General features: G+C 65.8%; 21 protein-coding genes and 2 pseudogenes. 19 read left to right on the forward strand and 4 right to left on the reverse strand.

Going from position 1 to position 21,514, the window contains the following annotated elements; all coding sequences use genetic code 11:
- Positions 1-10 precede the first annotated feature (10 nt).
- The 9 genes and pseudogenes from GR138_RS06675 (at position 11) to cml (ending at position 8,591) form a co-directional block, all read left to right on the forward strand.
- The gene (locus GR138_RS06675; RefSeq protein ID WP_160857830.1) at positions 11-1,543 is read left to right on the forward strand and encodes a di-heme oxidoreductase family protein; all 1,533 of its coding nucleotides are present in this window, start codon (positions 11-13) and stop codon (positions 1,541-1,543) included.
- Between the two features lie 76 nt (positions 1,544-1,619).
- A pseudogene (locus tag GR138_RS31030) lies at positions 1,620-1,734 on the forward strand (endonuclease domain-containing protein); the annotation flags it as partial.
- A gap of 93 nt (positions 1,735-1,827) precedes the next feature.
- On the forward strand, positions 1,828-2,850 hold the full coding sequence (locus GR138_RS06680; protein ID WP_246200316.1) for an imelysin family protein: 1,023 nt from the start codon (positions 1,828-1,830) through the stop codon (positions 2,848-2,850).
- Entirely contained in the window at positions 2,850-3,953 is a 1,104-nt protein-coding gene (locus GR138_RS06685; RefSeq protein WP_160857832.1) for a DUF1513 domain-containing protein, read from the forward strand. Before GR138_RS06680 ends, GR138_RS06685 begins: the two co-directional genes overlap by 1 nt.
- 53 nt (positions 3,954-4,006) lie before the next feature.
- Positions 4,007-4,465, forward strand: coding sequence for a TspO/MBR family protein (locus GR138_RS06690; protein WP_160857833.1), 459 nt, complete (start codon positions 4,007-4,009; stop codon positions 4,463-4,465).
- 83 nt (positions 4,466-4,548) lie between these two features.
- Positions 4,549-4,998, forward strand: coding sequence for a PaaI family thioesterase (locus GR138_RS06695; protein WP_069060263.1), 450 nt, complete (start codon positions 4,549-4,551; stop codon positions 4,996-4,998).
- The gene (locus tag GR138_RS06700) at positions 4,995-5,639 is read left to right on the forward strand and encodes a 5'-methylthioadenosine/S-adenosylhomocysteine nucleosidase (RefSeq protein WP_160857834.1); all 645 of its coding nucleotides are present in this window, start codon (positions 4,995-4,997) and stop codon (positions 5,637-5,639) included. The genes GR138_RS06695 and GR138_RS06700 overlap by 4 nt, the downstream gene beginning before the upstream one ends.
- Positions 5,640-5,692: 53 nt before the next feature.
- The gene (guaA, locus tag GR138_RS06705) at positions 5,693-7,255 is read left to right on the forward strand and encodes a glutamine-hydrolyzing GMP synthase (RefSeq protein ID WP_160857835.1); all 1,563 of its coding nucleotides are present in this window, start codon (positions 5,693-5,695) and stop codon (positions 7,253-7,255) included.
- Positions 7,256-7,391: 136 nt separating this feature from the next.
- A pseudogene (gene cml, locus GR138_RS06710) lies at positions 7,392-8,591 on the forward strand (CmlA/FloR family chloramphenicol efflux MFS transporter).
- Between the two features lie 34 nt (positions 8,592-8,625).
- Here the strand turns inward: cml and GR138_RS06715 are convergent.
- Complete coding sequence (locus GR138_RS06715; RefSeq protein WP_160857836.1) at positions 8,626-9,186, reverse strand: methylated-DNA--[protein]-cysteine S-methyltransferase; 561 nt, start codon at positions 9,184-9,186, stop codon at positions 8,626-8,628.
- A 135-nt stretch (positions 9,187-9,321) separates the two neighbouring features.
- Here GR138_RS06715 and GR138_RS06720 point away from each other — a divergent pair, with 135 nt between their 5' ends.
- Both GR138_RS06720 and GR138_RS06725 read left to right on the forward strand, forming a co-directional pair.
- The gene (locus GR138_RS06720; protein ID WP_160857837.1) at positions 9,322-10,380 is read left to right on the forward strand and encodes a M14 family metallopeptidase; all 1,059 of its coding nucleotides are present in this window, start codon (positions 9,322-9,324) and stop codon (positions 10,378-10,380) included.
- 120 nt (positions 10,381-10,500) lie between these two features.
- A complete protein-coding gene (locus tag GR138_RS06725; RefSeq protein ID WP_160857838.1) occupies positions 10,501-11,961 on the forward strand; it encodes a phospholipase D-like domain-containing protein in 1,461 nt (486 codons plus the stop codon).
- On the opposite strand, the gene GR138_RS06730 is transcribed toward GR138_RS06725, so the two are convergent.
- Complete coding sequence (locus tag GR138_RS06730; protein WP_160858087.1) at positions 11,933-12,754, reverse strand: endonuclease/exonuclease/phosphatase family protein; 822 nt, start codon at positions 12,752-12,754, stop codon at positions 11,933-11,935. The two genes, GR138_RS06725 and GR138_RS06730, sit on opposite strands and share 29 nt — an antisense overlap.
- A 116-nt stretch (positions 12,755-12,870) precedes the next feature.
- Positions 12,871-13,341 (reverse strand): Lrp/AsnC family transcriptional regulator, encoded by a 471-nt coding sequence (locus GR138_RS06735; RefSeq protein WP_069061551.1) that lies wholly within the window; start codon positions 13,339-13,341, stop codon positions 12,871-12,873.
- A 159-nt stretch (positions 13,342-13,500) separates the two neighbouring features.
- On the opposite strand from GR138_RS06735, the gene GR138_RS06740 reads away from it, so the two are divergent.
- Genes GR138_RS06740 through GR138_RS06750 form a run of 3 tightly spaced genes read left to right on the forward strand, consistent with a single transcriptional unit; the run spans position 13,501 to position 15,689 of the window.
- On the forward strand, positions 13,501-14,670 hold the full coding sequence (locus GR138_RS06740; protein ID WP_160857839.1) for an amino acid aminotransferase: 1,170 nt from the start codon (positions 13,501-13,503) through the stop codon (positions 14,668-14,670).
- A gap of 7 nt (positions 14,671-14,677) precedes the next feature.
- Complete coding sequence (locus GR138_RS06745; RefSeq protein WP_160857840.1) at positions 14,678-15,295, forward strand: YitT family protein; 618 nt, start codon at positions 14,678-14,680, stop codon at positions 15,293-15,295.
- Positions 15,296-15,344: 49 nt separating this feature from the next.
- On the forward strand, positions 15,345-15,689 hold the full coding sequence (locus GR138_RS06750) for an ArsC family reductase (protein WP_160857841.1): 345 nt from the start codon (positions 15,345-15,347) through the stop codon (positions 15,687-15,689).
- A 3-nt stretch (positions 15,690-15,692) separates the two neighbouring features.
- On the opposite strand, the gene GR138_RS06755 is transcribed toward GR138_RS06750, so the two are convergent.
- On the reverse strand, positions 15,693-16,592 hold the full coding sequence (locus GR138_RS06755) for a helix-turn-helix domain-containing protein (RefSeq protein ID WP_160857842.1): 900 nt from the start codon (positions 16,590-16,592) through the stop codon (positions 15,693-15,695).
- A gap of 182 nt (positions 16,593-16,774) precedes the next feature.
- Between GR138_RS06755 and GR138_RS06760 the strand changes: the two genes are divergently transcribed.
- The 5 genes from GR138_RS06760 to GR138_RS06780 all read left to right on the forward strand — a co-directional run bounded on the left by GR138_RS06760 (position 16,775) and on the right by GR138_RS06780 (position 21,514).
- Positions 16,775-18,001 (forward strand): amino acid ABC transporter substrate-binding protein, encoded by a 1,227-nt coding sequence (locus GR138_RS06760; RefSeq protein WP_160857843.1) that lies wholly within the window; start codon positions 16,775-16,777, stop codon positions 17,999-18,001.
- 289 nt (positions 18,002-18,290) lie between these two features.
- Positions 18,291-19,163, forward strand: coding sequence for a branched-chain amino acid ABC transporter permease (locus tag GR138_RS06765; RefSeq protein ID WP_160857844.1), 873 nt, complete (start codon positions 18,291-18,293; stop codon positions 19,161-19,163).
- Positions 19,160-20,083 (forward strand): branched-chain amino acid ABC transporter permease, encoded by a 924-nt coding sequence (locus tag GR138_RS06770; protein ID WP_160857845.1) that lies wholly within the window; start codon positions 19,160-19,162, stop codon positions 20,081-20,083. The genes GR138_RS06765 and GR138_RS06770 overlap by 4 nt, the downstream gene beginning before the upstream one ends.
- Positions 20,080-20,808, forward strand: coding sequence for an ABC transporter ATP-binding protein (locus GR138_RS06775; RefSeq protein WP_160857846.1), 729 nt, complete (start codon positions 20,080-20,082; stop codon positions 20,806-20,808). The genes GR138_RS06770 and GR138_RS06775 overlap by 4 nt, the downstream gene beginning before the upstream one ends.
- Positions 20,801-21,514, forward strand: coding sequence for an ABC transporter ATP-binding protein (locus GR138_RS06780; RefSeq protein ID WP_160857847.1), 714 nt, complete (start codon positions 20,801-20,803; stop codon positions 21,512-21,514). Before GR138_RS06775 ends, GR138_RS06780 begins: the two co-directional genes overlap by 8 nt.

Consider the following 21,514-nt stretch of genomic DNA (forward strand, 5'->3'; position numbering starts at 1 on the left):
GATTTCACGCATGACAGAACGCCCTGCCCGTCGCCTGCTCGCGGTTTCTGCCGCGGTCTTCGTCGCGGCGGGCGTTTTTGTTCTGGGCGCCCATTCCGCTGATGGCGGGCGCGACGACCTGTCGGAAAAGGATCGCAAACGCGTCGCGACCGTGACGCGGCTCACGACGGACTTTTCCGCGGCCGAACAATACGAGGCGATGTCCGGCGGGGCCGCGACCTCGCTTGCGTCCGTCAACCTCAACAGCTTTTCGCACTTTTCCGAAAACATCACGTTTGCCGAGGAAGAAACCTTCAAGCTCGGCAATGCACTGTTCCAGAAGCTCTGGGTCTCCTCACCGTCGTCCACGCAGGCCTCCGACGGGCTCGGGCCATTCTACAACGCCCGCTCCTGCCAGACCTGCCATATCAAGGACGGCCGCGGCCATCCGCCGGAGGGAGCCGCCGACGCGACCTCCATGTTCCTGCGTCTGGCGCGCGCCGCGACGACGCCGGAGGAAGAAACGGCACTGAAGACGTTTGGCGAGCTGAGCCTGCCGGACCCCGTCTACGGCCGCCAGCTTCAGGATCTCGCCGTGCCCGGCCTCAAGGCCGAGGGCCGCATGGTCATCACCTACACGGAAGAGCAGGTAGCGCTTGCCGGCGGCGAGGTCGTCAGCCTTCGCCGGCCGAGCTATTCCGTCGCCGACCTCGCCTATGGCGATCTCGATGCGGCGACGACGCTCTCGCCGCGCGTCACCCAGCCCATGCTCGGCCTTGGTCTCGTCCAGGCGATCCACGCGGCGGATATCCTGGCGCTCGCCGACCCCGATGATGCGGATGAAGACGGGATCAGCGGCAAGGCCGCGGTCGCCATCGACCCGAAAACCGGCAAGCAGACGCTGGGCCGGTTCGGCTGGAAGGCGCAGTCCGCCACGGTGCGCCAGCAGAGCGCCGACGCCTTCGCTTTCGACATCGGCATCTCGACACCGGAGGTGCCGCTGCACCAGGGCGACTGCATGTCCGCACAGGCCGCCTGCCTGGAGCGACCGGACGGCGTGCAGAAACGGCTCGGCGATGTGGAAGCGCCGCCGCCGATCATGGATCTCGTAACCTTCTACGCGGAAAACCTCGCCGTGCCGGCGCGCCGCAAGGCGAGTTTCGCCGAGACGCTGGCGGGCAAGCGCGTCTTCTACGAAACCGGCTGCGTCAGCTGTCATCAACCGAAATTCGTGACCCGACGCGATGCCGAAAACAAGGCCCATGCCTTCCAGCTCATCTGGCCCTATTCCGATTTCCTGCTGCACGACATGGGCGAAGGCCTTGCCGACGGGCAGGCTGTCGGCGTGGCGAGCGGCCGGGAGTGGCGCACGCCGCCGCTCTGGGGCATCGGCCTTACAAAAACCGTCAACGGCCATACGTTCTTCCTGCATGACGGGCGCGCCCGCAACCTCACCGAGGCCATTCTCTGGCACGGCGGCGAGGCTGAGGCAGCACGCAACCGCTTCACTGCTCTCGAAAAACACGACCGCGACGCCCTTCTGACCTTCCTGGAGAGTCTCTGATGCTGACCCGGCGCCCAACCTTCCATCGTTTCGGACCTCTCCTCGCCGCAGGCCTGTCTCGCCTTCGTGGAATACCCCCTCATCCGACCCTTCGGGCCACCTTCTCCCCCCGGGGGAGAAGGGAAAACGAGACGCCGGCGATAATCCCCTTCTCCCCAGCGGGGAGAAGGTGCCGGCAGGCGGATGAGGGGGGCACGCCCCGGCAGATTACCCTGCTGCTTGCGACGGGCCTGCTGCTCGCGACAAGTCTGCCGGCCGCGGCCCAGGAGGGCGGTGCACCGGTGTTGCCGGAGCTGACGGACGAGGTCGTCACCGGCATCATGACCCGCGCCGTGGACGACGTCATCCGCCCCGGCTACCGCACCTTCCAGGCCTCCGCCGGCGCGCTGGCCGAAACGACCGCCGCTTTCTGCAAGGCCCCATCCGAGGATGGCCGGAAGGCCGTCGATGACGCCTTCCGCCAGGCCGTGACCGACTGGGGGCATATCGAGATCGTGCGGATCGGCCCGGTCATCGAGGACAACCGCTTCGAGCGCATCCTGTTCTACCCCGACCGCAAGGGCACCGGGCTGAAACAGGTGCAGGCGCTGCTTCAGAAACAGGACGAGGCGGATACGAAGGCCGAAACGATGGGCAGCAAGAGCGTCGCCATCCAGGGCTTTGGCGCTATCGAATTCGCCCTCTACGGCACCGGCGCCGAAACGCTGATGACCGCGCCGGAGACATTCCGTTGCCGATACGCCGCCGCCGTCGCCAGCCATATCGAGACGACGGCCGGCCAGCTCGTCGCGGCCTGGGACGCGCCCGACGGCGTACAGCGGGACTGGAAACATCCCGGCCCGCAGAACCCGGTGTTCCGCACCGGCAAGGAGGCCATGACCGCGCTGCTCGGCATTCTCGTGCACGGCGCAGAGGCGGTGCGCGACCAGCGCGTCGAGACCTTCTATCGCCACGGCGGCATCGCCCGGCCGAAATCGGCGGCGTTCTGGCGCTCGGAAAACACCTGGACGTCGATCGATGCCAATCTCGAGGGCCTGCAAACGCTGTTCGACAAATCTGGCATGGAAGAGCTGATCGATCCCAGCATCGCCTCGGTCAACGGCAATATCGACTTCATCCTGAAATCGCTGCGCCGCGTGGTCCCGACGATCGACACGACTATGGAGAAGGCCGTTTCCACGCCGGAGGAACAGCAGAAGATCAACTTCGTGCTCGTCAACACGCGCGAGCTGATCCTCGCTTTCGACGGCGGCTATGGCGGCGCCATCGGGCTCGGCTCCGGCTTCTCCTTCTCGGACGGCGATTGATGGCGGCGACGGGCCGCCATAGCGCGCTGGTCGACCGGCGCGCCTTCCTGCGCATGGCAGGTGCGGCCTGGGTCGCGACGCTCGGTGCGGGAGAATCCTTTGCGCTCACCCGCACCGACGCCGTCTTTGCGTCCGGCTACCGGGACAGCGATGGCCGTTTCGGCATCGCGGTGCTTGCCGAAGACGGCACGGTCATCGACCGCACGCCCCTGCCCGCCCGAAGCCACGGCATGGCCTTTTCGCCGGCAACCGGCCACCTCGTCGCCTTCGCCCGGCGCCCCGGCACCTTCGCGCTGGTCATCGACCGCACCGGCAAGGCTGCCCCGGTGACGATCGCCGCCACCGAGGACCGACACTTCTTCGGCCACGGCTGCTTCTCGCCGGATGGACGAGTGCTCTATGCCAGCGAGAACGATTTCGACGCCAACCGGGGCGTGATCGGCCTCTATGATGCTCGCGACGGCTACCGCCGCATCGACGAATATTCCACCTACGGCATCGGCACGCACGACCTTTCCGTCAGCGACGACGGAAGCCTGCTGATCGCCGCCAATGGCGGCATCGAGACCCACCCGGATTTCGGCCGCACCAAGCTCAACCTCGACCATATGGAGCCGTCGCTCGCGCTGATCGACGCTGCGACGGGCGCGCTGATCGAGCGCCACACCTTGCCTCAGAAACTCCGCCAGCTTTCCACCCGCCATATCGATCTCGACGACAGGGGCCGCATCTGGTTTGCCTGCCAGTACGAGGGGCCGCGCAACGACCTGCCGCCGCTCGTCGGTCATTTCGGCAAGGGCGAGGACCTGACCTTCCTCTCCCTGCCGGAGGAGACGACCATCGGGCTCGCCAATTATGTCGGCGCCATCGCCGTCAACCGGCGCGAGGGTCTTGTCGGCCTCACCTCGCCGAATGGCGGCCGCTTCGTCGTTCTCGATGCCGGAACCGGCAGCGTGCTGCGCGAGGAAAGCGTTATCGACGCCGCCGGCATCGCTGCCGCGCCGCAGGGGTTCGCCGTCTCGTCCTATGGCGGGCGTTTCGCCGGCCATCGCGCGGACGTGTCCTGGGACCAGCACATTGCCGGCCTGACGCCGCACCGCTGATTACGACCCCTCCGCCTCTGGACGGTCGCCTGCGGCGCACTACCTCCAGGCCCATGAACAACAAGCCCCTCGTCTATCTGCTCTTCATCATCCTCGTGCTCGGTGGCGGTCTCCTGATCGGTGCCAACAACGTGCCGGGCGGCTGGTACCAGTCGCTGGCAAAACCGTCCTTCAACCCGCCGAACTGGGTGTTCGCGCCGGTCTGGAGCCTTCTCTACGTCATCATCGGCGTGGTGGGCGCCCGCACATGGCTTTCCCCGCTCCGCCGGTCGATCGCCATGCGCCTGTGGTTTGCCCAGCTCGTCTTCAACTTCGCCTGGTCGCCGGCGTTCTTCGGCCTGCAGGATCCGCTATCGGCGATGATCATCATCCTCGGCCTTCTCGTCTCGGTCGCCGGTTTCATCATCGTCTCCTGGCGGCAGGACCGCACGGCCGCCCTGCTCTTCCTGCCCTATCTCGCCTGGGTGCTCTTCGCGACAGCCCTCAATGCGGCAATTATCGCGTTGAACTGAAAGACGCTTGCGATGCAGCATGGGCCGTGCAAACGTCGATCAACTCCGTTCCAGGCCGGCGCGCCGGCAGACATGTGTGCACCATGACCGATTTTCCGCCCGCCGATTTTGCCGGCCGCATCACCCGAAGCTTCGATCGCCAGCCGGCGCTGCGGCTGATCGGCGCCGAGCTGACCCGTGTCGAGCACGGCACGGTGGAAATCGAGCTGCCCTTCGATGAGAAGCTGACGCAGCAGCACGGTTTTCTGCATGCCGGTATCATTTCCGCCGCCCTCGATGCCGCCTGCGGCTACGCCGCCTATTCGGTGATCGACGCGGATGCCTCGATCCTCACCATCGAGTTCAAGGTCAACCTCATGTCGCCCGGACGCGGCGACCGCTTCCTGTTCCGCGGCGAGGTCACCAAGCCGGGCTCCAACATCATCGTCGCCGACGGGCGTGGTTATGCCATCTCGGACGGCCCGGCAAAGCTCATCGCCTCCATGACGGGCACGATGATGGTGGTGCGCGGCCGCGAGGACGTCGCCGAATGAGCGTCGTCCTGAAGACGATCGGCGCGCGCCGCATCCTCTATGTCATGGCGGCGGACGCCGAATACGGGCCGCACCTCAAGGCGCGCATCACGCCGTTCATGACGGGCGTCGGCCCCGTCGAGGCCGCCGTGCAGCTGACGCTGGCGCTCTGCCACCTGGAAGCCGAGGCCCAGCTGCCCGATTTCGTCGTCTCGCTCGGCTCCGCCGGCTCTGCCACGCTGGAGCAGACCGGCGTCTACCAGGCAACCGCCGTTTCCTATCGCGACATGGACGCCTCGGCACTCGGCTTCACCAAGGGTGCCACGCCCTTTCTCGATCTTCCGGTGGAGGTAGCGCTCCCCGTTTGCATACCCGGCATTCCGGAAGCCCGCCTTTCGACCGGCGCCAACATCGTCTCCGGTCCCGCCTACACGGGCATTGACGCCGATATGGTGGAGATGGAAACCTATGCCGAACTGCGCGCCTGCCAGGCCTTCGGTGTGCGCCTTATCGGCCTGCGCGGCATTTCCGACGGCAAGACCGAACTCACCCATATCGGCGACTGGACGGAATACCTGCATGTCATCGACGAGAAGCTCGCTGCCGCCGTCGACCGGCTGGAAGCAGCCATTCTCGACGGGACGATCGTGTTGAAGGGCTGAAAATCCGGCCTTCCCCCGTTGCGCGGCGCGCGGTTTTTCATTAAAGGCTCGCCATGACCCAGACAGCCAATCCCGACAGCGTTCTCATCATCGATTTCGGCAGCCAGGTGACCCAGCTCATCGGGCGGCGCGTGCGCGAAGCAGGCGTCTATTGCGAGATCATCCCCTTCCAGTCGGCGGAAGACGCCTTCCACCGCATGCAGCCGAAGGCGATCATCTTCTCCGGCGGCCCCGCCTCGGTTCTCGACCAGGGCAGCCCCCGCGCGCCGCAGGTGGTGTTCGATTCCGGCCTGCCGATCCTCGGCATCTGCTATGGCCAGCAGACGCTCGCCACCCAGCTTGGCGGCACCGTCGAGGGTGGACACGCCCGCGAATTCGGCCGCGCCGACGTCGAGATCCTGAAGGCGAGCCCGCTGTTCGAGGGTTTCTGGGAAGTCGGCCAGAAGTATCCGGTCTGGATGAGCCACGGCGACCGCGTCACGGTCGCGCCCGAAGGCTTCGAGATCATCGGCACCTCGGAAAACGCGCCCTTCGCGATCTGCGTCAACGAGGCGAAGCGCTACTACACGACGATGTTCCACCCGGAAGTGGTGCACACACCGGACGGCGCCAAGCTGCTGTCGAACTTCGTGCACAAGATCGCCGGCATCAAGGGCGACTGGTCCATGTCGGCCTACCGCGCCCGCGCCGTGGAAGCGATCCGCGAACAGGTCGGCGACAAGCGCGTCATCTGCGCGCTGTCGGGCGGCGTCGACAGTTCCGTTGCGGCCCTCCTCATCCATGAGGCGGTCGGCGCGCAGCTCACCTGCATCCTCGTCGACCACGGCCTGATGCGCAAGAACGAGGCGGCCGACGTCGTCGCCATGTTCCGCGAGCACTACAATCTGCACCTCATCCATGTCGATGCCGTCGATCGTTTCGTCGGCGAGCTGGAAGGCGTCTCGGACCCGGAGACCAAGCGCAAGATCATCGGCCGCCTGTTCATCGAGGTGTTCGAAGAGGAAGCGAAGAAGCTCGGCGGCGCGGAATTCCTCGCCCAGGGCACGCTCTATCCGGACGTCATCGAAAGCGTCTCGTTTACCGGCGGCCCCTCGGTCACCATCAAGTCGCACCACAATGTCGGCGGTCTTCCCGACCGCATGAACATGAAGCTCGTCGAACCGCTGCGCGAGCTCTTCAAGGACGAAGTGCGCGTGCTCGGCCGCGAACTCGGCCTGCCCGACTCGTTCATCGGCCGCCACCCCTTCCCGGGTCCGGGCCTTGCCATCCGCTGCCCGGGCGGCATCACCCGCGACAAGCTGGAAATCCTGCGCGACGCCGACGCCATCTATCTCGACGAGATCCGCAAGGCCGGCCTCTACGACAAGATCTGGCAGGCCTTCGCCGTGCTGCTCCCCGTCCAGACCGTTGGCGTCATGGGCGATGGCCGCACCTACGAATTCGTCTGCGCGCTGCGCGCCGTCACCTCCGTCGACGGCATGACCGCCGATTTCTACCACTACGACATGAACTTCCTCGGCCGCGCCGCCACGCGCATCATCAACGAAGTCCGCGGCATCAACCGCGTCGTTTATGACGTGACGTCGAAGCCGCCTGGCACGATCGAGTGGGAATAGGATCGCGATGACGGATCCCAAGTCAGCAGACAGATAAGCCGCAACGACACCCTGTTGTTGCGGCGCTCTGCTTAAGCCAATCCAGTTTTTGAACGCAGACGCCGCCGGATGTTCCTCATTTAGCGGATGATTTGTCATGCGTGTTCATGATCCACGCCCGTGGACCTATAGCCTGCCCGTAGCGCTCCTGCTGCTGGCCCCCTTCAACATTCTTGCGTCGCTCGGCATGGATATCTACCTGCCGGTCGTGCCTGCCATGCCGGCGATCCTGCAAACCACGCCGGATGTGGTGCAACTGACGCTGACGGTCTACATGATCGTGCTCGGCGTCGGGCAAGTGCTCTTCGGACCGCTGTCCGACCGTGTCGGCCGGCGGCCGGTACTCATTGCCGGAGCAGTGATCTTCGCTGCCGCCTCCTTCGGCCTCGCAGCGGCGACCGCCGCACCGCTTTTCGTCTCGCTCCGCCTGCTGCAGGCAATCGGGGCGTCGGCAACGCTGGTTGCGATCTTCGCGACGATCCGCGACGTCTATGCGGAGCGTCCGGAAAGCGCCGTGATCTACAGCCTGATGAATGCCATGCTGGCCGCCGTTCCGGCACTCGGGCCGATTGCCGGCGCCGTGCTCGCCGGTCTATTCGGCTGGCCGTCGCTGTTCATCGCCCTCGGTTTTCCCGCGGTGATCGCACTGCTCTGGGCATTGCCGAAATGGCATGAAACCCGGCCAGTCGAGGCCAGTGAGCAAAAGCGCGCCTTCGGTCCCGTCCTGGCGAGCCTCGCCTTCTGGACCTACACGCTCGCCTTCAGTGCCGCGATGGGGAGCTTCTTCGTGTTCTTCTCCACGGCGCCGCGCATCCTGATGGACGGCGCGGGCTTTTCCCAACTCGGCTTCAGCTTGGCCTTCGCTACCGCCGCCGTGGCGATGATCGTCACGGCGCGGTTTGCGGAACGCTTCGTCGGCCGATGGGGCGTTTCGGGCTGCATGCTGCGCGGAATGCTCCTGCTGCTGGCAGGCGCCGGATTGCTGGCGCTCGGGCAGCTTACGGCACCGCTGTCCTTCTGGACCTTCATGCCGCCCATGTGGCTGATTGCGGTCGGCATCGTCTTCACGGCGTCCGTGTCCGCAAACGGCGCCTTGTAGGCCTTTGCAAGCTCTGCCGGCACAGCGGTTGCGCTGCATTTCTGCGTGCAGAGCCTGATCACCGGCCTTGCCGGCACCGCCTTCGTCATCCTGCTCGATGGCACGACCGCATGGCCACTCGTGGCTTATGTAACCTGCATGGCGACCATCACGCTCGCGGCCCGTACACTTCTCGAAAGGCGTCACGTACGGCGCTGACGGCTGGATACGGGCGGCCCCGGTCGCCCGTATCCTAAAACCCGAACGACGACTGCGCCGGTTCCGGCGGCGCGAAGGAAACGCCCTCCAGCGCCAGCATCTTCAACTTGGACGAGGCACCGCCCGGCGCGGAGAAGCCGCCGACCTTGCCGCCGGCCGCAAGCACGCGGTGGCAGGGGATGATGAGGGCGACCGGGTTTTTCGCCATGGCCTGGCCGACCTCGCGGGCCATTTCCGGTCCGGCGCCGAGATCGCGGGCGAGCGTGCCGTAGGTCGTCGTCTCACCCCAGTGCAGACGGCGCGCCGCATCGTAGATCGCCCGGAAGAAATCGCTCTGGCCGGCAAGGTCGAGCGGCACATTGGAAAAATCGGCCGGCTCGCCGGCAAAGTAACGTTTGACACCTTCGATGGCCTCGGCAACCGCCGGCGGCGGCTCGGCGGCGTCCGCCTCCGGCAGGTGGCGGAGCAGCAGGCGTCGCGTCGTGGCGGCATCGTCGCCCGGCAGCTGGAAGCGCACCACGCCGGCGGGCGTCCAGGCAATACCGCAGGGGCCGCCGTCAGTGTCGAAGATCCGATAATAGGTTTTGCCGGTCATGGTTCGGCTCCTCATCCCGTTTCACTAAAAGATCGGGCTTTGCCCGGCCGCTTTCAACCCGTTTCTTGCCGGGGCTTGCGCCGGAGGCCGCCAATTCGCATAAACCGTCGCAAAAACTGTCAGCGAGGAAACGACGTGGAGACTTCGGAGTTCATCATCAGCGGCGATACGGCGGGCATCGAATGGCGCGTGCCCGTCTTCCGCTTCAAGGGCCGCGACGCCAAGGCGCCGTCGGTCTATCTCCAGGCGGCGCTGCATGCCAACGAGCTGCCCGGCACCGCCCTCCTGCACTTCCTGCTGGAAAGGCTGCGCAAGGCGGATGCAGACGGGGCGATCCTTGGCGACATCACTGTCGTCCCGCAGGCGAACCCGATCGGCCTTGCGCAATCGCATTTCGGCGAGATGCAGGGCCGGTTCGACCTCGGTTCACGCACCAATTTCAACCGTGACTTCCCGCTGATCGCTCTTGTCGAGCGCGAGACGCTTCTCGACGATCTTGATCGCCGCAGCGCGGCCGACCGGCTGAAACGCCGGCTGCTGCACGCTGCCCTTGGCGCCGATCTGGTGCTCGACCTGCACTGTGACGACGAATCCCTGCAATATGCCTATATCGACGACGCCTTCTGGCCCGAAGCGGCCGATCTCGCCGGCGAACTCGACATGCAGGCCGTCTTCCTCTCGGACGGTGAAAGCACGGCCTTCGAGGAGGCTGTCGGCCATGCCTTCAAACATCAGGGCGGTGACAGGCTCAAATCCGTTCCGGGCCGCCTTGCGGTGACCGTCGAACTGCGCGGCCGGCGGGATGTCTATCCGGACATGGCAAAGCGCGATGCCGATGGCGTGTGGGCCTTCCTCGTCGGCCGCGGCGTCGTGGCAGACCCGGCATATGAAGCCAAGCCCTATGCCGGCCCAGCACTGCCGCTCGACAATATCGAGATGGTGCGTGCGCCCGAGCCCGGCACGATCCTCTTCCACCGAAATATCGGCGAACCGGTCAAGGCCGGCGACCTGCTGGCGACCTTGATCACCCGGCCTGGTGCTGCGGATGGCACGCTGGAGGTCAAGGCCGGCCATGACGGCCTGATCGCCACCCGAAGCTCGGCCCGCTATGCGCGGCGCGGCGACGACCTGATGAAGATCGCTTGCCACGAGGCGACGCGCAAGGATCGCAAACCGGGTACGCTGGAGGATTGATCCTCTTCCGGTAGAGATTTCTTGCCGGCGGCGGCACTTGCCCCTCGCCTTCATCTGGTCCAGCGCAATATATAGGGGCGGCAGCATCGACTGCCGCGCCTGGGATGATCCGCACGCATCATGTTTGAGACGCTTTCCGCCTACTGGCCGCATATCCTCGTCGCCTTGTCGATCATCCTCGGCGTGCCGGCCGCCATTCATGCGACCATGACGAAGGAAGAGGTGCGCGCGGCGATCGGCTGGGTCGGCGTCATCATGCTCTCGCCGGTCGTCGGCCCGATGATCTATGCCATCGGCGGGGTGAACCGCATCCGCCGCAAGACGCTGAACCTCAGCCGCGAGGGGCTGCTCGCCGCCGGCTGGCACCACATGGCGGAATACGACGTCTCGAACGAACATATGCAGGTGGCCTATGGCGGGGCGCTCGCCGCCATGCAGCGGCTCGGCGACACGGTCGGGCGCTGCAAGCTCACCTCCGGCAACCGCATCACGGTGCTGTCAACCGGCGACGAGGCCTATGCCGCGATGCTCGCGGCGATCGACGCCGCCGAACGCTCCATCCTGCTCGAAACCTATATCTTCGACCGCGACAGGGCCGGCGAGCGCTTTGTGCGCGCGCTGTCGGCGGCGGTCGCACGCGGTGTCGAGGTGCGCGTGCTGATCGATGCGGTCGGCGCGCGCTACTCCATCCCCTCGATCGTCTCCGAATTGCAGCGGGCGAACGTGCCGACGGATGTCTTCAACGGCAATATCGTCATGGGCCTTCGCCTGCCCTATGCGAACCTGCGCACCCACCGCAAGATCCTCATCGTCGATGGCAGCGTCGCCTTTACCGGCGGGCTGAACATCCGCGCTGGCTTTTGCGCCGAATTTTCCGGCGAGGCCGCCGCACTCGACACACATTTCCGCCTCACCGGCCCCGTCGTCAGCGATCTATTCCGCATCGCCTACGAGGACTGGCGCTTTTCCGGTGGCGACGACCTGTCCCACGAGGCCTGGCAAATCGCGCCGCCGCCGGATGCACCGGGGGATGGCATGCTGGCGCGCGTCGTGCCCTCCGGGCCGGACAAGAGCCTGGAGACCAACCACCGCATGCTGATGGGCGCCGTCTCGGTCGCCAAGAAACACATCCACATCATGTCACCCTATTTCCTGCCCGACCGCGAGCTGATCAGCGCCATCGTCACGGCAGCACGGCGCGGCGTGGAGATCGACATCGTCGTGCCCTCGGCCAACAACCTGAAACTCGTCGACCTCGCCATGACGGCGCAGTTTGACCAGATGCTGAAACACGGCTGCCGCATCTGGCGGGCGTCGGGCGCGTTCAACCATTCCAAGCTGACCGTCGTCGATGGCGTCTGGTCCTATGTCGGCTCGTCGAACATCGATCCGCGCTCGTTGCGGCTGAATTTCGAGGTGGATATCGAGGTGATAGACCCGGCTTTCGCCGATCTGATCGGCCGCCGTATCGGCGGCGCCCTTTCGCAGGCGGTGGAGGTCAAGCTCGACGAACTCAGGGCACGGCCCTTTGCGCAGCGCCTCGTGGAGCGCGTCACATGGCTTGGCTCGCCGTATCTGTGAGCCCGAAGGATCGTTCCCAGATCACCTTCAGGTCGATATGCGCCTTGATCGGCAGGTGATCGGAGGCGATGCGGGCAAGCGGTGAATCATGCACCTCGACCGAGGTGACGAGATCGTGCGGATGGCCGAGCGCCCGGTCGAGCGCCAGCACCGGAAAGCGCGAAGGAAAACTCGGCACGGCGCCGGAGGCCGGATCGAAGGTCGGCTGAAGGCGGGAGAGCGACGAACGCCGTCCGACGCGCCATTCGTTGAGATCGCCGACGAGCAGCGTCGGCATCTGCTCCTCTTCGGCGACGGAGGCGAGGATCGCCATCGCCTGCTGTTCGCGCGAGCGCTTCAACAGGCCGAAATGCGCGGCGACGAGGCGGAGTTTCCCGACCGGCAGATCAAGCGTCACGACCAGCGCGCCGCGCGGCTCCACGCCCGGCAGCTTCAATTGCCGCACGGCGCCGACCGCGCCCTTGCGCATCATGATCATGTTGCCGTGCCAGCCATGGCCTGTGGACGACAGCGCGGTGATCGGCACCGGCACGAGCCCGCAGTCGCGCTCCAGGATTTCAAGGTTGAGCAGCCCCGAGCGTTCGCCGAAACGCTTGTCCGCCTCCTGGATGGCGATGATGTCCGCATCGATCTCGGCGATCACGCTTGCCGTGCGTTCGGGATCGAAACGCCGGTCGACGCCGATGCACTTGTGCACGTTGTAGGACGCGATCACGGTATCGCCGGGGCGATTGGCTTCCGGCGGCCGATGGCCGCGACGGTTGCGGATGGCCGACAGCAGCGCGGCCGACATGACCTTGTCGTTGGGCTTTCTGTCCACGGGTCCTTCCTTGGTGGCGCCTCCCATCATATGGGCGCCTTCCCACCATCGGCAACCTCCGCGGACAGAGAAAGGTTCCGCGACGGGTGTCAGGGAAGCGCGCTCACCTGCATCTTCGGGCTGTCGAGCAAGATCGTCGAGCGCAGCGTCTTGATCTCGCTGATGCGCTCGAACTCGCTCCACAGTAGCCGACGGTAATCGGCAACATCCTTTACCGCGATCTTCAGCAGGAAATCGAAATCGCCGGCGACCGTGTGGCATTCAACCACCTCCGGCATGCGCCGCACGAGATCGATGAAACGCTCGCCGACCTTCGGCGCCGTGCGCTCCAGCGTCACCTCCAGGAAAGCCTGGAACCCGATGCCGGCCGCGCGCGGATCGACGATCACGGTATGGCGGATCACGCCGCTCGCCTCCAGCCGCGCCAGCCGGCGCGACAGCGGTGCTGGCGACAGGCCGACCTTCTCCGCGAGCTGGTTGTTGGAGAGCCCGGCATCCTCGACGAGCAGGCGGATGATGCGCCGGTCCGTCTGGTCCAGCACGACCTCGTCACCCGCCATTTTGTCCATCTTCGTCCCTCACGCAAAATCCTGCATAAATCTAGCGGGTAGCGGCAAGAATACAAAAGCTTCTTGCGTCCTTCCCGCAATATCATGGTCGATTTTGCGGAGGCTTTGTCCTACACCCCTTTGATACCCCACACGCACAGGAAACCGGCCATGTTCGACGCCCTCACCCGCCAGCCCGATGATCCGTTGCTTGCCCTGATCGGCCTTTTCCGGGCCGACGAACGGGCCGGCAAGGTCGACCTCGGCGTCGGCGTCTATCGCGACGAGACGGGCGCGACCCCGATCTTCCGCGCCGTGAAGGAGGCCGAACGCCGCCTCGTCGAAACGCAGCCGACCAAGGCCTATATCGGCCCGGAAGGCGACGCACTCTTCCTCGAACGCCTCTGGACGCTGACGACGGGCGAGGCGGGCCGCGGCCGCGCCACCGCAGCCCTCCAGACGCCGGGCGGCTCCGGGGCCCTGCGCCTTGCCGCCGACCTGATGGCGCGCATGGGCACCAAGGGCGTCTGGCTCGGCCTGCCGAGCTGGCCGAACCATGCCAGCATCTTCAAGGCTGCCGGTCTCGACGTGATCACCTACCCGTTCTTCGACATCCCCTCCCAGTCCGTGCAATTCGACCGCATGATGGAGGCGCTGTCGGGCGCCGCGGCCGGTGATGCCGTGCTGCTGCATGCCAGCTGCCATAACCCGACCGGCGCGAACCTTTCCGCCGACCAGTGGCGCGCCGTCTCCGACCTTATCGCCGCGCGTGGCCTGCTGCCGCTCGTCGATATCGCCTATCAGGGCTATGGCCGCGGCCTCGACGAGGATGCCGCCGGCCTACGCACGCTGCTTGCCGCTGTTCCCGAAGCACTGGTCGCCGTCTCCTGCTCGAAATCCTTCGGCCTCTACCGCGAGCGCACCGGCGCGATCTATGCCGCCTGCAGCAACCCCGAGACCGCGCTTTCCGTGCGCACCAACCTCGCTGCGCTCGCCCGCACCAGCTATTCCATGCCGCCGGACCACGGTGCCGCCATCGTCAGCATGATCCTCGGCGACGAGGCGCTGAAAGCCGACTGGATGGAGGAAATCGAGACCATGCGGCTGCGCATCACCTCGATCCGCGAACGGCTGGCTGCCGGCCTGTCCCGCCGTTGGCAGGTGCTGACGGCGGTGCGCGAGCAGGAGGGCATGTTCTCGCTTTTGCCGCTCGAAGAGGCGGATGTGCTGAAACTGCGCGCCGAACACGCCATCTACATGCCGACCTCCGGCCGCATCAACATTGCCGGCCTGAAGAGCGCGGAAGTCGATGCCGTCATCGAGAAATTCCTGAGCCTCTGAGGTCGCCATGTCGGTCGAGATCGCGACGCCCGAGCGTCATTCCGCCTATGAGGATGCCATCGCCATCGTCGTCGGCACGCTGTTCATGGCGCTCGGCGTTGTCATCTACACCAAGGCGGTGCTGCTTGCCGGCAGCACCGCGGGCCTGGCCCTTCTCCTGCAATATGCGAGCGGCATCAGCTTCTGGTGGCTGTTCTTTGCGATCAACCTGCCCTTCTACATCCTCGCCGTCAAAAAACTCGGCTGGGCCTTCACGCTGCGCACCTTCGGCGCCGTCACGCTCGTGTCGATATTTACCCGGCTAACATCAGAGCTCGTGTCCTTCGCCCATCTCGATCCACTCTACGCGGCTGTCATGGGCGGCGCATTGTCCGGTGCCGGTCTGCTCATCCTGTTCCGCCATCGCACCGGGCTCGGCGGCATCAACGTGCTGGCGATCTACCTGCAGGACCGGTTCGGCCTGCGCGCCGGCTATTTCCAGCTCGCCGTCGATCTTGCCATTCTCGCCGCCGCTTTCTTCGTCATTCCGCTCGATCGCCTCGCGCTTTCCGTGCTCGGCGCCGTCATCGTCAACATGACGCTGGCGATCAATCACCGCCCCGGGCGTTATCTCGGGGTGACGTGACGGTCTCCTCGCTCTAAGAAGACCCGACTGAGACAATCGGGAGAGACGCGTGACCGTCACGATCTACGGCATCAAGACCTGCGACACGATGAAGAAGGCGCGGACCTGGCTCGACGCCAAGGGCGTGGCCTATCACTTCCACGACTACAAGGCCGAAGGCATCGACGAAACAAGCCTGAAACGTTGGGTCGACGCACTCGGCTGGGAAACCGTGCTGAACCGCGCCGGCACCACGTTCCGCGCCCTTCCCGATGCCGACAAGCAGGACCTCGACGCCAAGAAGGCGATTGCGCTGATGCACGCCCAGCCCTCGATGATCAAGCGCCCGATCCTCGATCGCGATGGTGCGCTTACCGCCGGTTTCAAGCCGGATATCTACGAAACGCTGTTCTGAGCGTCACGGCCAGGCAGCATAGGACGTCTCCTCGCGCACCTGCCGATTGACCAGGCCCGCCCGGCGCGCGCGCGGCGACACGCCGGCAAGCCGCTTGAAGAACCGGCTGAAATAGGCGGCGTCGCGAAAGCCGAGCGCTTCCGCCACCTCGGCGATCTGCAGGCTCGACCCGTCGAGCAGCATTTCCGCCTCCATCATCAACCGGGCATGGATCAGTTCCATCGGCGAGCGACCCGTCGCGCGGCGCACCGCCGTGTTGAGCCGGTCCGCCGTGACCCCCAGCACGCCGGCATAGTCGGCCAGCGACCATTGTTCGCGCATGTGCAGTTCCACGAGATGGAGAAAACTGCGCACCGTGGCGCGCGGCGAGGGTTTCGGCTTTTCCGTTGACGGGTTGGCGCGGCGCCAGATGGCAATCAGCAACAGCGCCAGGTGATGGCGCACCACCTCCTGCATGCCGGCTGCGTTCTCGCGCAGTTCCGCCTCGATCGTCTCCACCGTCTGCAGCATTTTTCTGGCGTCAGCGAGCGCCAGCCGGGCGCCGAGGATCGGCCGGGCGACGGCATCGCGCACCTCGGCAAAAATGGCGCCGGTCGGCATGGCGGGGCCGAGCGCCAGTTCGGGAATAGCGAGTGCCGCCCCTTCCGCCCCCGCATCGAAGGTCACGGAGCCGCGCACGCCGGCCGGCGCCCAGACGAGCGAGGGGCCGGACAGGCCGAGATCGGTGCCGCCGAGCGACACGCGCCCGCTGCCCGAAAGCAGCAGGAAGACACGGTTGCGCCCGCCGCGAAAGGTCCAGCCGGATTGCGAAAGCGCCCCGCGAAACAGCCGCGCCTCCGTCGGCAAAGGCGGCGCATTGGCAAGCGCGCGATGCTGCGGCGCAAGAACGTCCTGGAACGGCATGGGCAAAACTCCTTACCCGCGAAAAGTACAAGTATCTCTTGTAAAAGTCTATTCCGCTGCACCGTGATGGCGGCTAACCTTGCCTTCGTCAAAAAGCGACAGAAGGCCCGGAGGAGAACGGGGCCGCTGCCCGCATGACGCGCCGCCTGCCGGAAGAGCAGGCCCTTTGGGAGGAATCGACGATGAAATCTGTTCAACGCAGGCATGTCCTGCGCGTGATGGCGGCTGCCTCCGCCCTGCTCGCCACCGGCATTGCGCCGGGCGCGCTCGCCCAGGACCGCACCTCGGTCAAGATCGGCTACGCCATTTCCAAGACCGGCCCCAATGCCGGCGGCGCCGGCATCACCACGCTGCCGAACTACCAGCTCTGGGTGAAGGATGTGAACGACGCCGGCGGCCTAGAACTGCCGGACGGCAAGAAGCTGCCGATCGAAGTGATCGAATATGACGACCGCTCGACCTCCGAGGAGCTGGTGCGCGCCGTCGAGCGCCTCGCCACGCAGGACGAGGCGGACTTCATCCTCGCACCCTGGGGCACGGGCTTCAACCTTGCTGCCGCCCCCCTCTTCGACCGCTACGGCTATCCGCAGCTTGCCGTCTCCTCCGTCACCGACAAGGCGCCGGATTTCGTCAAGCGCTGGACGAAGAGTTTCTGGATGCTCGGCGGCGGCCATGACTATGCGGGCGCGCTCGCCGGCATCATCAAGAAGGCGGCCGCCGACGGCACGCTCAACAACAAGGTCGCCATGGTCTCGGTCGCCGACGGCTTCGGTATCGACCTCGTGACCGCCGCCCGCCCGGCCTTCGAGGCGGCCGGCATCGAGGTGGTCTATGACAAGACCTACCCGATCGGCACCTCCGACTTCACGCCGATGATCAACGAGGCGAAGGCGAGCGGCGCCGACAGTTTCGTCGCCTTCTCCTATCCGCCGGATACCTTCGCGCTGACCCAGCAAAGCCAGGTCGCGGATTTCAATCCGAAACTGCTCTATCTCGGCGTCGGCACCGGCTTTCCCATCTACGGCAAGAACAATGGCGACAATGCCACCGGCATCATGAGCCTCGGCGGCATCGACCCCGCCAATGCGGAGAATGCCGCCTACCGCAAGCGTCATGAAGAGGTGACCGGCCAGGGCCCGGATTACTGGGGCAGCGTCATCACCTACGCTTCGCTGCAGATGCTGCAGGAGGCCATCAAGCGCAAGGGCCTCGACCGCGAGGCCGTCTCCGCAGAACTCTCGACCGGCACATTCCAGACCGTGCTTGGCGAGACGAAGATGGAGGACAACCAGCTTCGCACCCTCTGGTGGACCGGCCAGTGGCAGAACGGCCAGTTCGTCGGCATCGCGCCCGCCGACCGCGCCGGCGCCAGCCAGCCGATCCTGCCGCGGCAGGGCTGGAAGAAGTAGCCGACGCCGTTGTCGCGGAAGCTTGGGAAGCGGGCATCGGCGGACCGGCCCATCCCTTCCTTTCATGCGAACCGGAATAGGTAAGATTGCCCCTCACCCTACCCCTCTCCCCGCAAGCGGGGAGAGGGGACGTGCCTCACAAAACCGTGCTGGCTCGGGAAACCGTCTCGACACATCCCCTTTGCCCCGCTTGCGGGGAGAAGGTGGCCGGCAGGCCGGATGAGGGGCATTCTGTCATTGAATGAAAGGGCCTGGTCCAAACGACCGGCCAAGATCTGAAGGAGTGGCCATGCTCGTCACGGCCGTGTTGTCCGGGCTCGTGCTCGGCGGAACCTACGCGCTGCTCGCCATGGGGCTGACGCTTCAATATGGCATCGCGCGCATCATGAACCTCGCCTATGGCGAGACGATCATCGCCGCGGCCTTCCTCGCCTATGTGCTGTTTACCGGCTCTAGCGTCAACCCGGTGCTCGGCCTTCTCGCCGCCGTCCCGCTCGGCTTCGCCTTCGGCTATTTCGTCTACGGCCTGATGATGCGCCCGCTGGTGCGTCGCGCCAGAAGCCGGGAAAACCTCGAGATCGATTCCATCCTCGCCACCTTCGGCCTGCTGTTCGTCCTGCAGGGCGTCATGCTGGTGCTGTTCGGCAGCAACTATACGAGCTACAGCTATCTTAATGTCGGCGTGAACGTGCTCGGCACCAACATCGCCGCCAACCGCCTGCTCGCCTTCCTGCTTGCCATCGTGCTCGGCGGTGGCCTCTATCTGTTGCTGACCCGCACGCTGTGGGGCACGGCCCTGCGCGCCGTTGCCGTCTCGCCCGGCTCCGCACCGCTCGTCGGCATTGATGTCGACCGCGCGGCCCGGTTCGCCTTCGCGATCGGCGGCGCGCTCGCCGCCGCCGGCGGTGTCGCCATCTCCATGTACCAGACGTTCACCGCGACGGCCGGCGTCGTCTTCACCATGAAGGCGCTGATCGTCGTCATCATGGGCGGGGTCGGCAACGTTCTGGGCGCCCTCCTTTCCGGCCTCATGCTCGGCCTCGTGGAAACCTTCGTCGCCACCTATCTCGATCCCGGCCTGACGCTTGCCGCCACCTACCTGATCTTCCTCGCCATCCTGCTCTGGCGTCCGGCCGGCCTGTTCGGGAGGGCCGCGCGATGACCGCCCGTACCCTCCTCGGCCTCGCCTTCGCCGGCCTCGTCCTGATCGCGCTCGCCGCCCTGCCCTTCTTCGCCGGCCCCTATGCCGTGACGCTGATGATCGGCATGACCGGCTATGTCGTGCTCGCCACCGCCTGGGGCCTGTTTTCCGGCCCGACACGTTACGTCTCGCTCGCCACCGTCGCCTTCTTCGGCATCGGCGCCTATACGGTGGGCGTGCTCAGCGAGACCCTGCCCTATCCGCTCGTCCTCCTCGTCGCCGCCCTGATCGGCCTTGCGGTGGCGTTGGTCGTCGGGCTCTCGACGCTCCGACTTGCCGGCGTCTACTTCGTCATCTTCACCTTCGGCCTTGCCGAACTCATCCGCCAGGTCGTCACCTGGTACGAGGTCAACGTGACGGGCACGCTCGGCCGCTACATCTTCCTGCCGGTGACGCCCGAAGGCATCTACTGGCAGCTGCTGGCGCTTGCCGCCGCCACCTTCCTCATCTCCTGGGGCATCGGCCGGACGCGCTGGGGCCTTGCCCTCAAGGTCATCGGCGACGACGAGGTGGTGGCGAGCCATTGCGGCATCGACATCACCAGACTGAAGCTCGCGCTCTTCGCCACCAGCGCCGTCATCATCACGCTGGTGGGCGCGATCCAGGCGCCGCGCTGGACCTATATCGAGCCGAGCATCGTCTTCAACCCGACCATCTCGTTCCTGACGCTGATCATGGCGCTGCTCGGCGGGGCGGACCGGCTGTGGGGGCCGCTGCTCGGTGCCATCCCGCTGTTCCTGCTCTTCGAGTGGCTGTCGGCCAATTTCCCGAACCACTATCCGATCATCCTCGGCCTCGTTTTCATCGCCATCGTCTTCCTGCTGCCGAAGGGCGTGCTCGCCGCGCTCGAAAGCCGGCTCGGCAAGGGAGGCGCAAAATGAGCGAACTCCTGGCGCTCACCGGCCTCACCAAACGCTTCGGGGGCCTCACCGCCGTCAACGCGGTCTCCTTCTCGCTGGAGCGCGGCGAGGTCGTCGGCCTGCTCGGGCCGAACGGTTCCGGCAAGACGACCGTGCTCAACATGATTTCCGGCTTCCTGCCGCCGACCGGCGGGCGGATCACGCTCAACGGCGACGCGATCTCCGGCCTCGGCCCGAACCACATCGCAAAAATGGGTGTGGCCCGCACCTTCCAGCTCGTGCGCGCCCTGCCCTCGCTGACGGTCGCCGAAAACGTCATCGCGGCCCTTGCCTTCGGCCGGCAGAAGCTGTGGGATGCCGTTGCCCGCGATGCGGCACTGCACCACCTTTCCGCCGTCGGCCTCGCCGGGCGGGCCGATCAGCCGGCCGGCTCCCTCACCTATATCGACCAGAAGCGCATGGAGCTGGCCCGCGCGCTTGCCGCCGAGCCGGAACTGCTTCTGCTCGACGAATGGCTCGCCGGCCTCAACCCGACGGAACTCAAGACCGGTATCGACCTCATCCTGTCGCTGAAGGATCGCGGCATCACCGTGCTGCTCGTCGAACATGTCATGGACGCGATCCGTGCGCTGTGCGGCCGCTCAATCGTCATGAATGCCGGGCGCAAGATCGCCGATGGCCCGACGGCGGAAACGCTGAAGGACCCGGAGGTGGTGCGTGCCTATCTCGGAGATGGCCATGTTTGAGATCCGCGACCTCTCGCTGCATTACGGCCAGCACCTCGCCCTCGACCACGTCGCCGCCACGGTCGGCAAGGGCGAAACGGTCGTCATCCTCGGCGCAAACGGAGCCGGAAAATCCTCGCTCCTCAAAGCGGCGGCCGGCCTCGTTAAACCCGATCCCGGCGCCAGCATCCGCTTTGCCGGTGCAGACATCGTCAGCCGGCCCGCCCATCTCGTGCTCGAAGCGGGCATCGCGCTGGTCCCGGAAGGCCGTGGTGTCTTCGGCGACCTGACGGTCGAGGAAAACCTCGCGCTCGGCGCCTATGCCAAACGCGCCCGCGCCCATGGCAAGACGAGCCGCGACCTCGTCTATTCCCTCTTCCCGAAACTCGCCGACCGCCGAAAGCAATTCGTCAACACCATGTCGGGCGGCGAGCAGCAGATGGTGGCGATCGGCCGGGCCTTGATGTCGAAGCCCGATCTGCTCATGCTCGACGAGCCGAGCCTCGGCCTCGCCCCCGTGGTGGTCGGCGAGCTTTTCGCCGCCCTCGGGCGGGTGCGCGAAAGCGGGCTGGCGCTGCTGATCGTCGAGCAGAATGTCCGGATGAGCCTTTCCATCGCCGACCGCGGCTATCTCATGGAGGCCGGGCGCATCGTCGGCGAAAACACCGCAACAGCGCTTATGAACGACGACGCCGTGAAGCGCGCGTTCCTCGGCGCAACCGTCTGA

It is taken from the genome of Shinella kummerowiae, from assembly GCF_009827055.1.
Lineage (GTDB): Bacteria > Pseudomonadota > Alphaproteobacteria > Rhizobiales > Rhizobiaceae > Shinella > Shinella kummerowiae.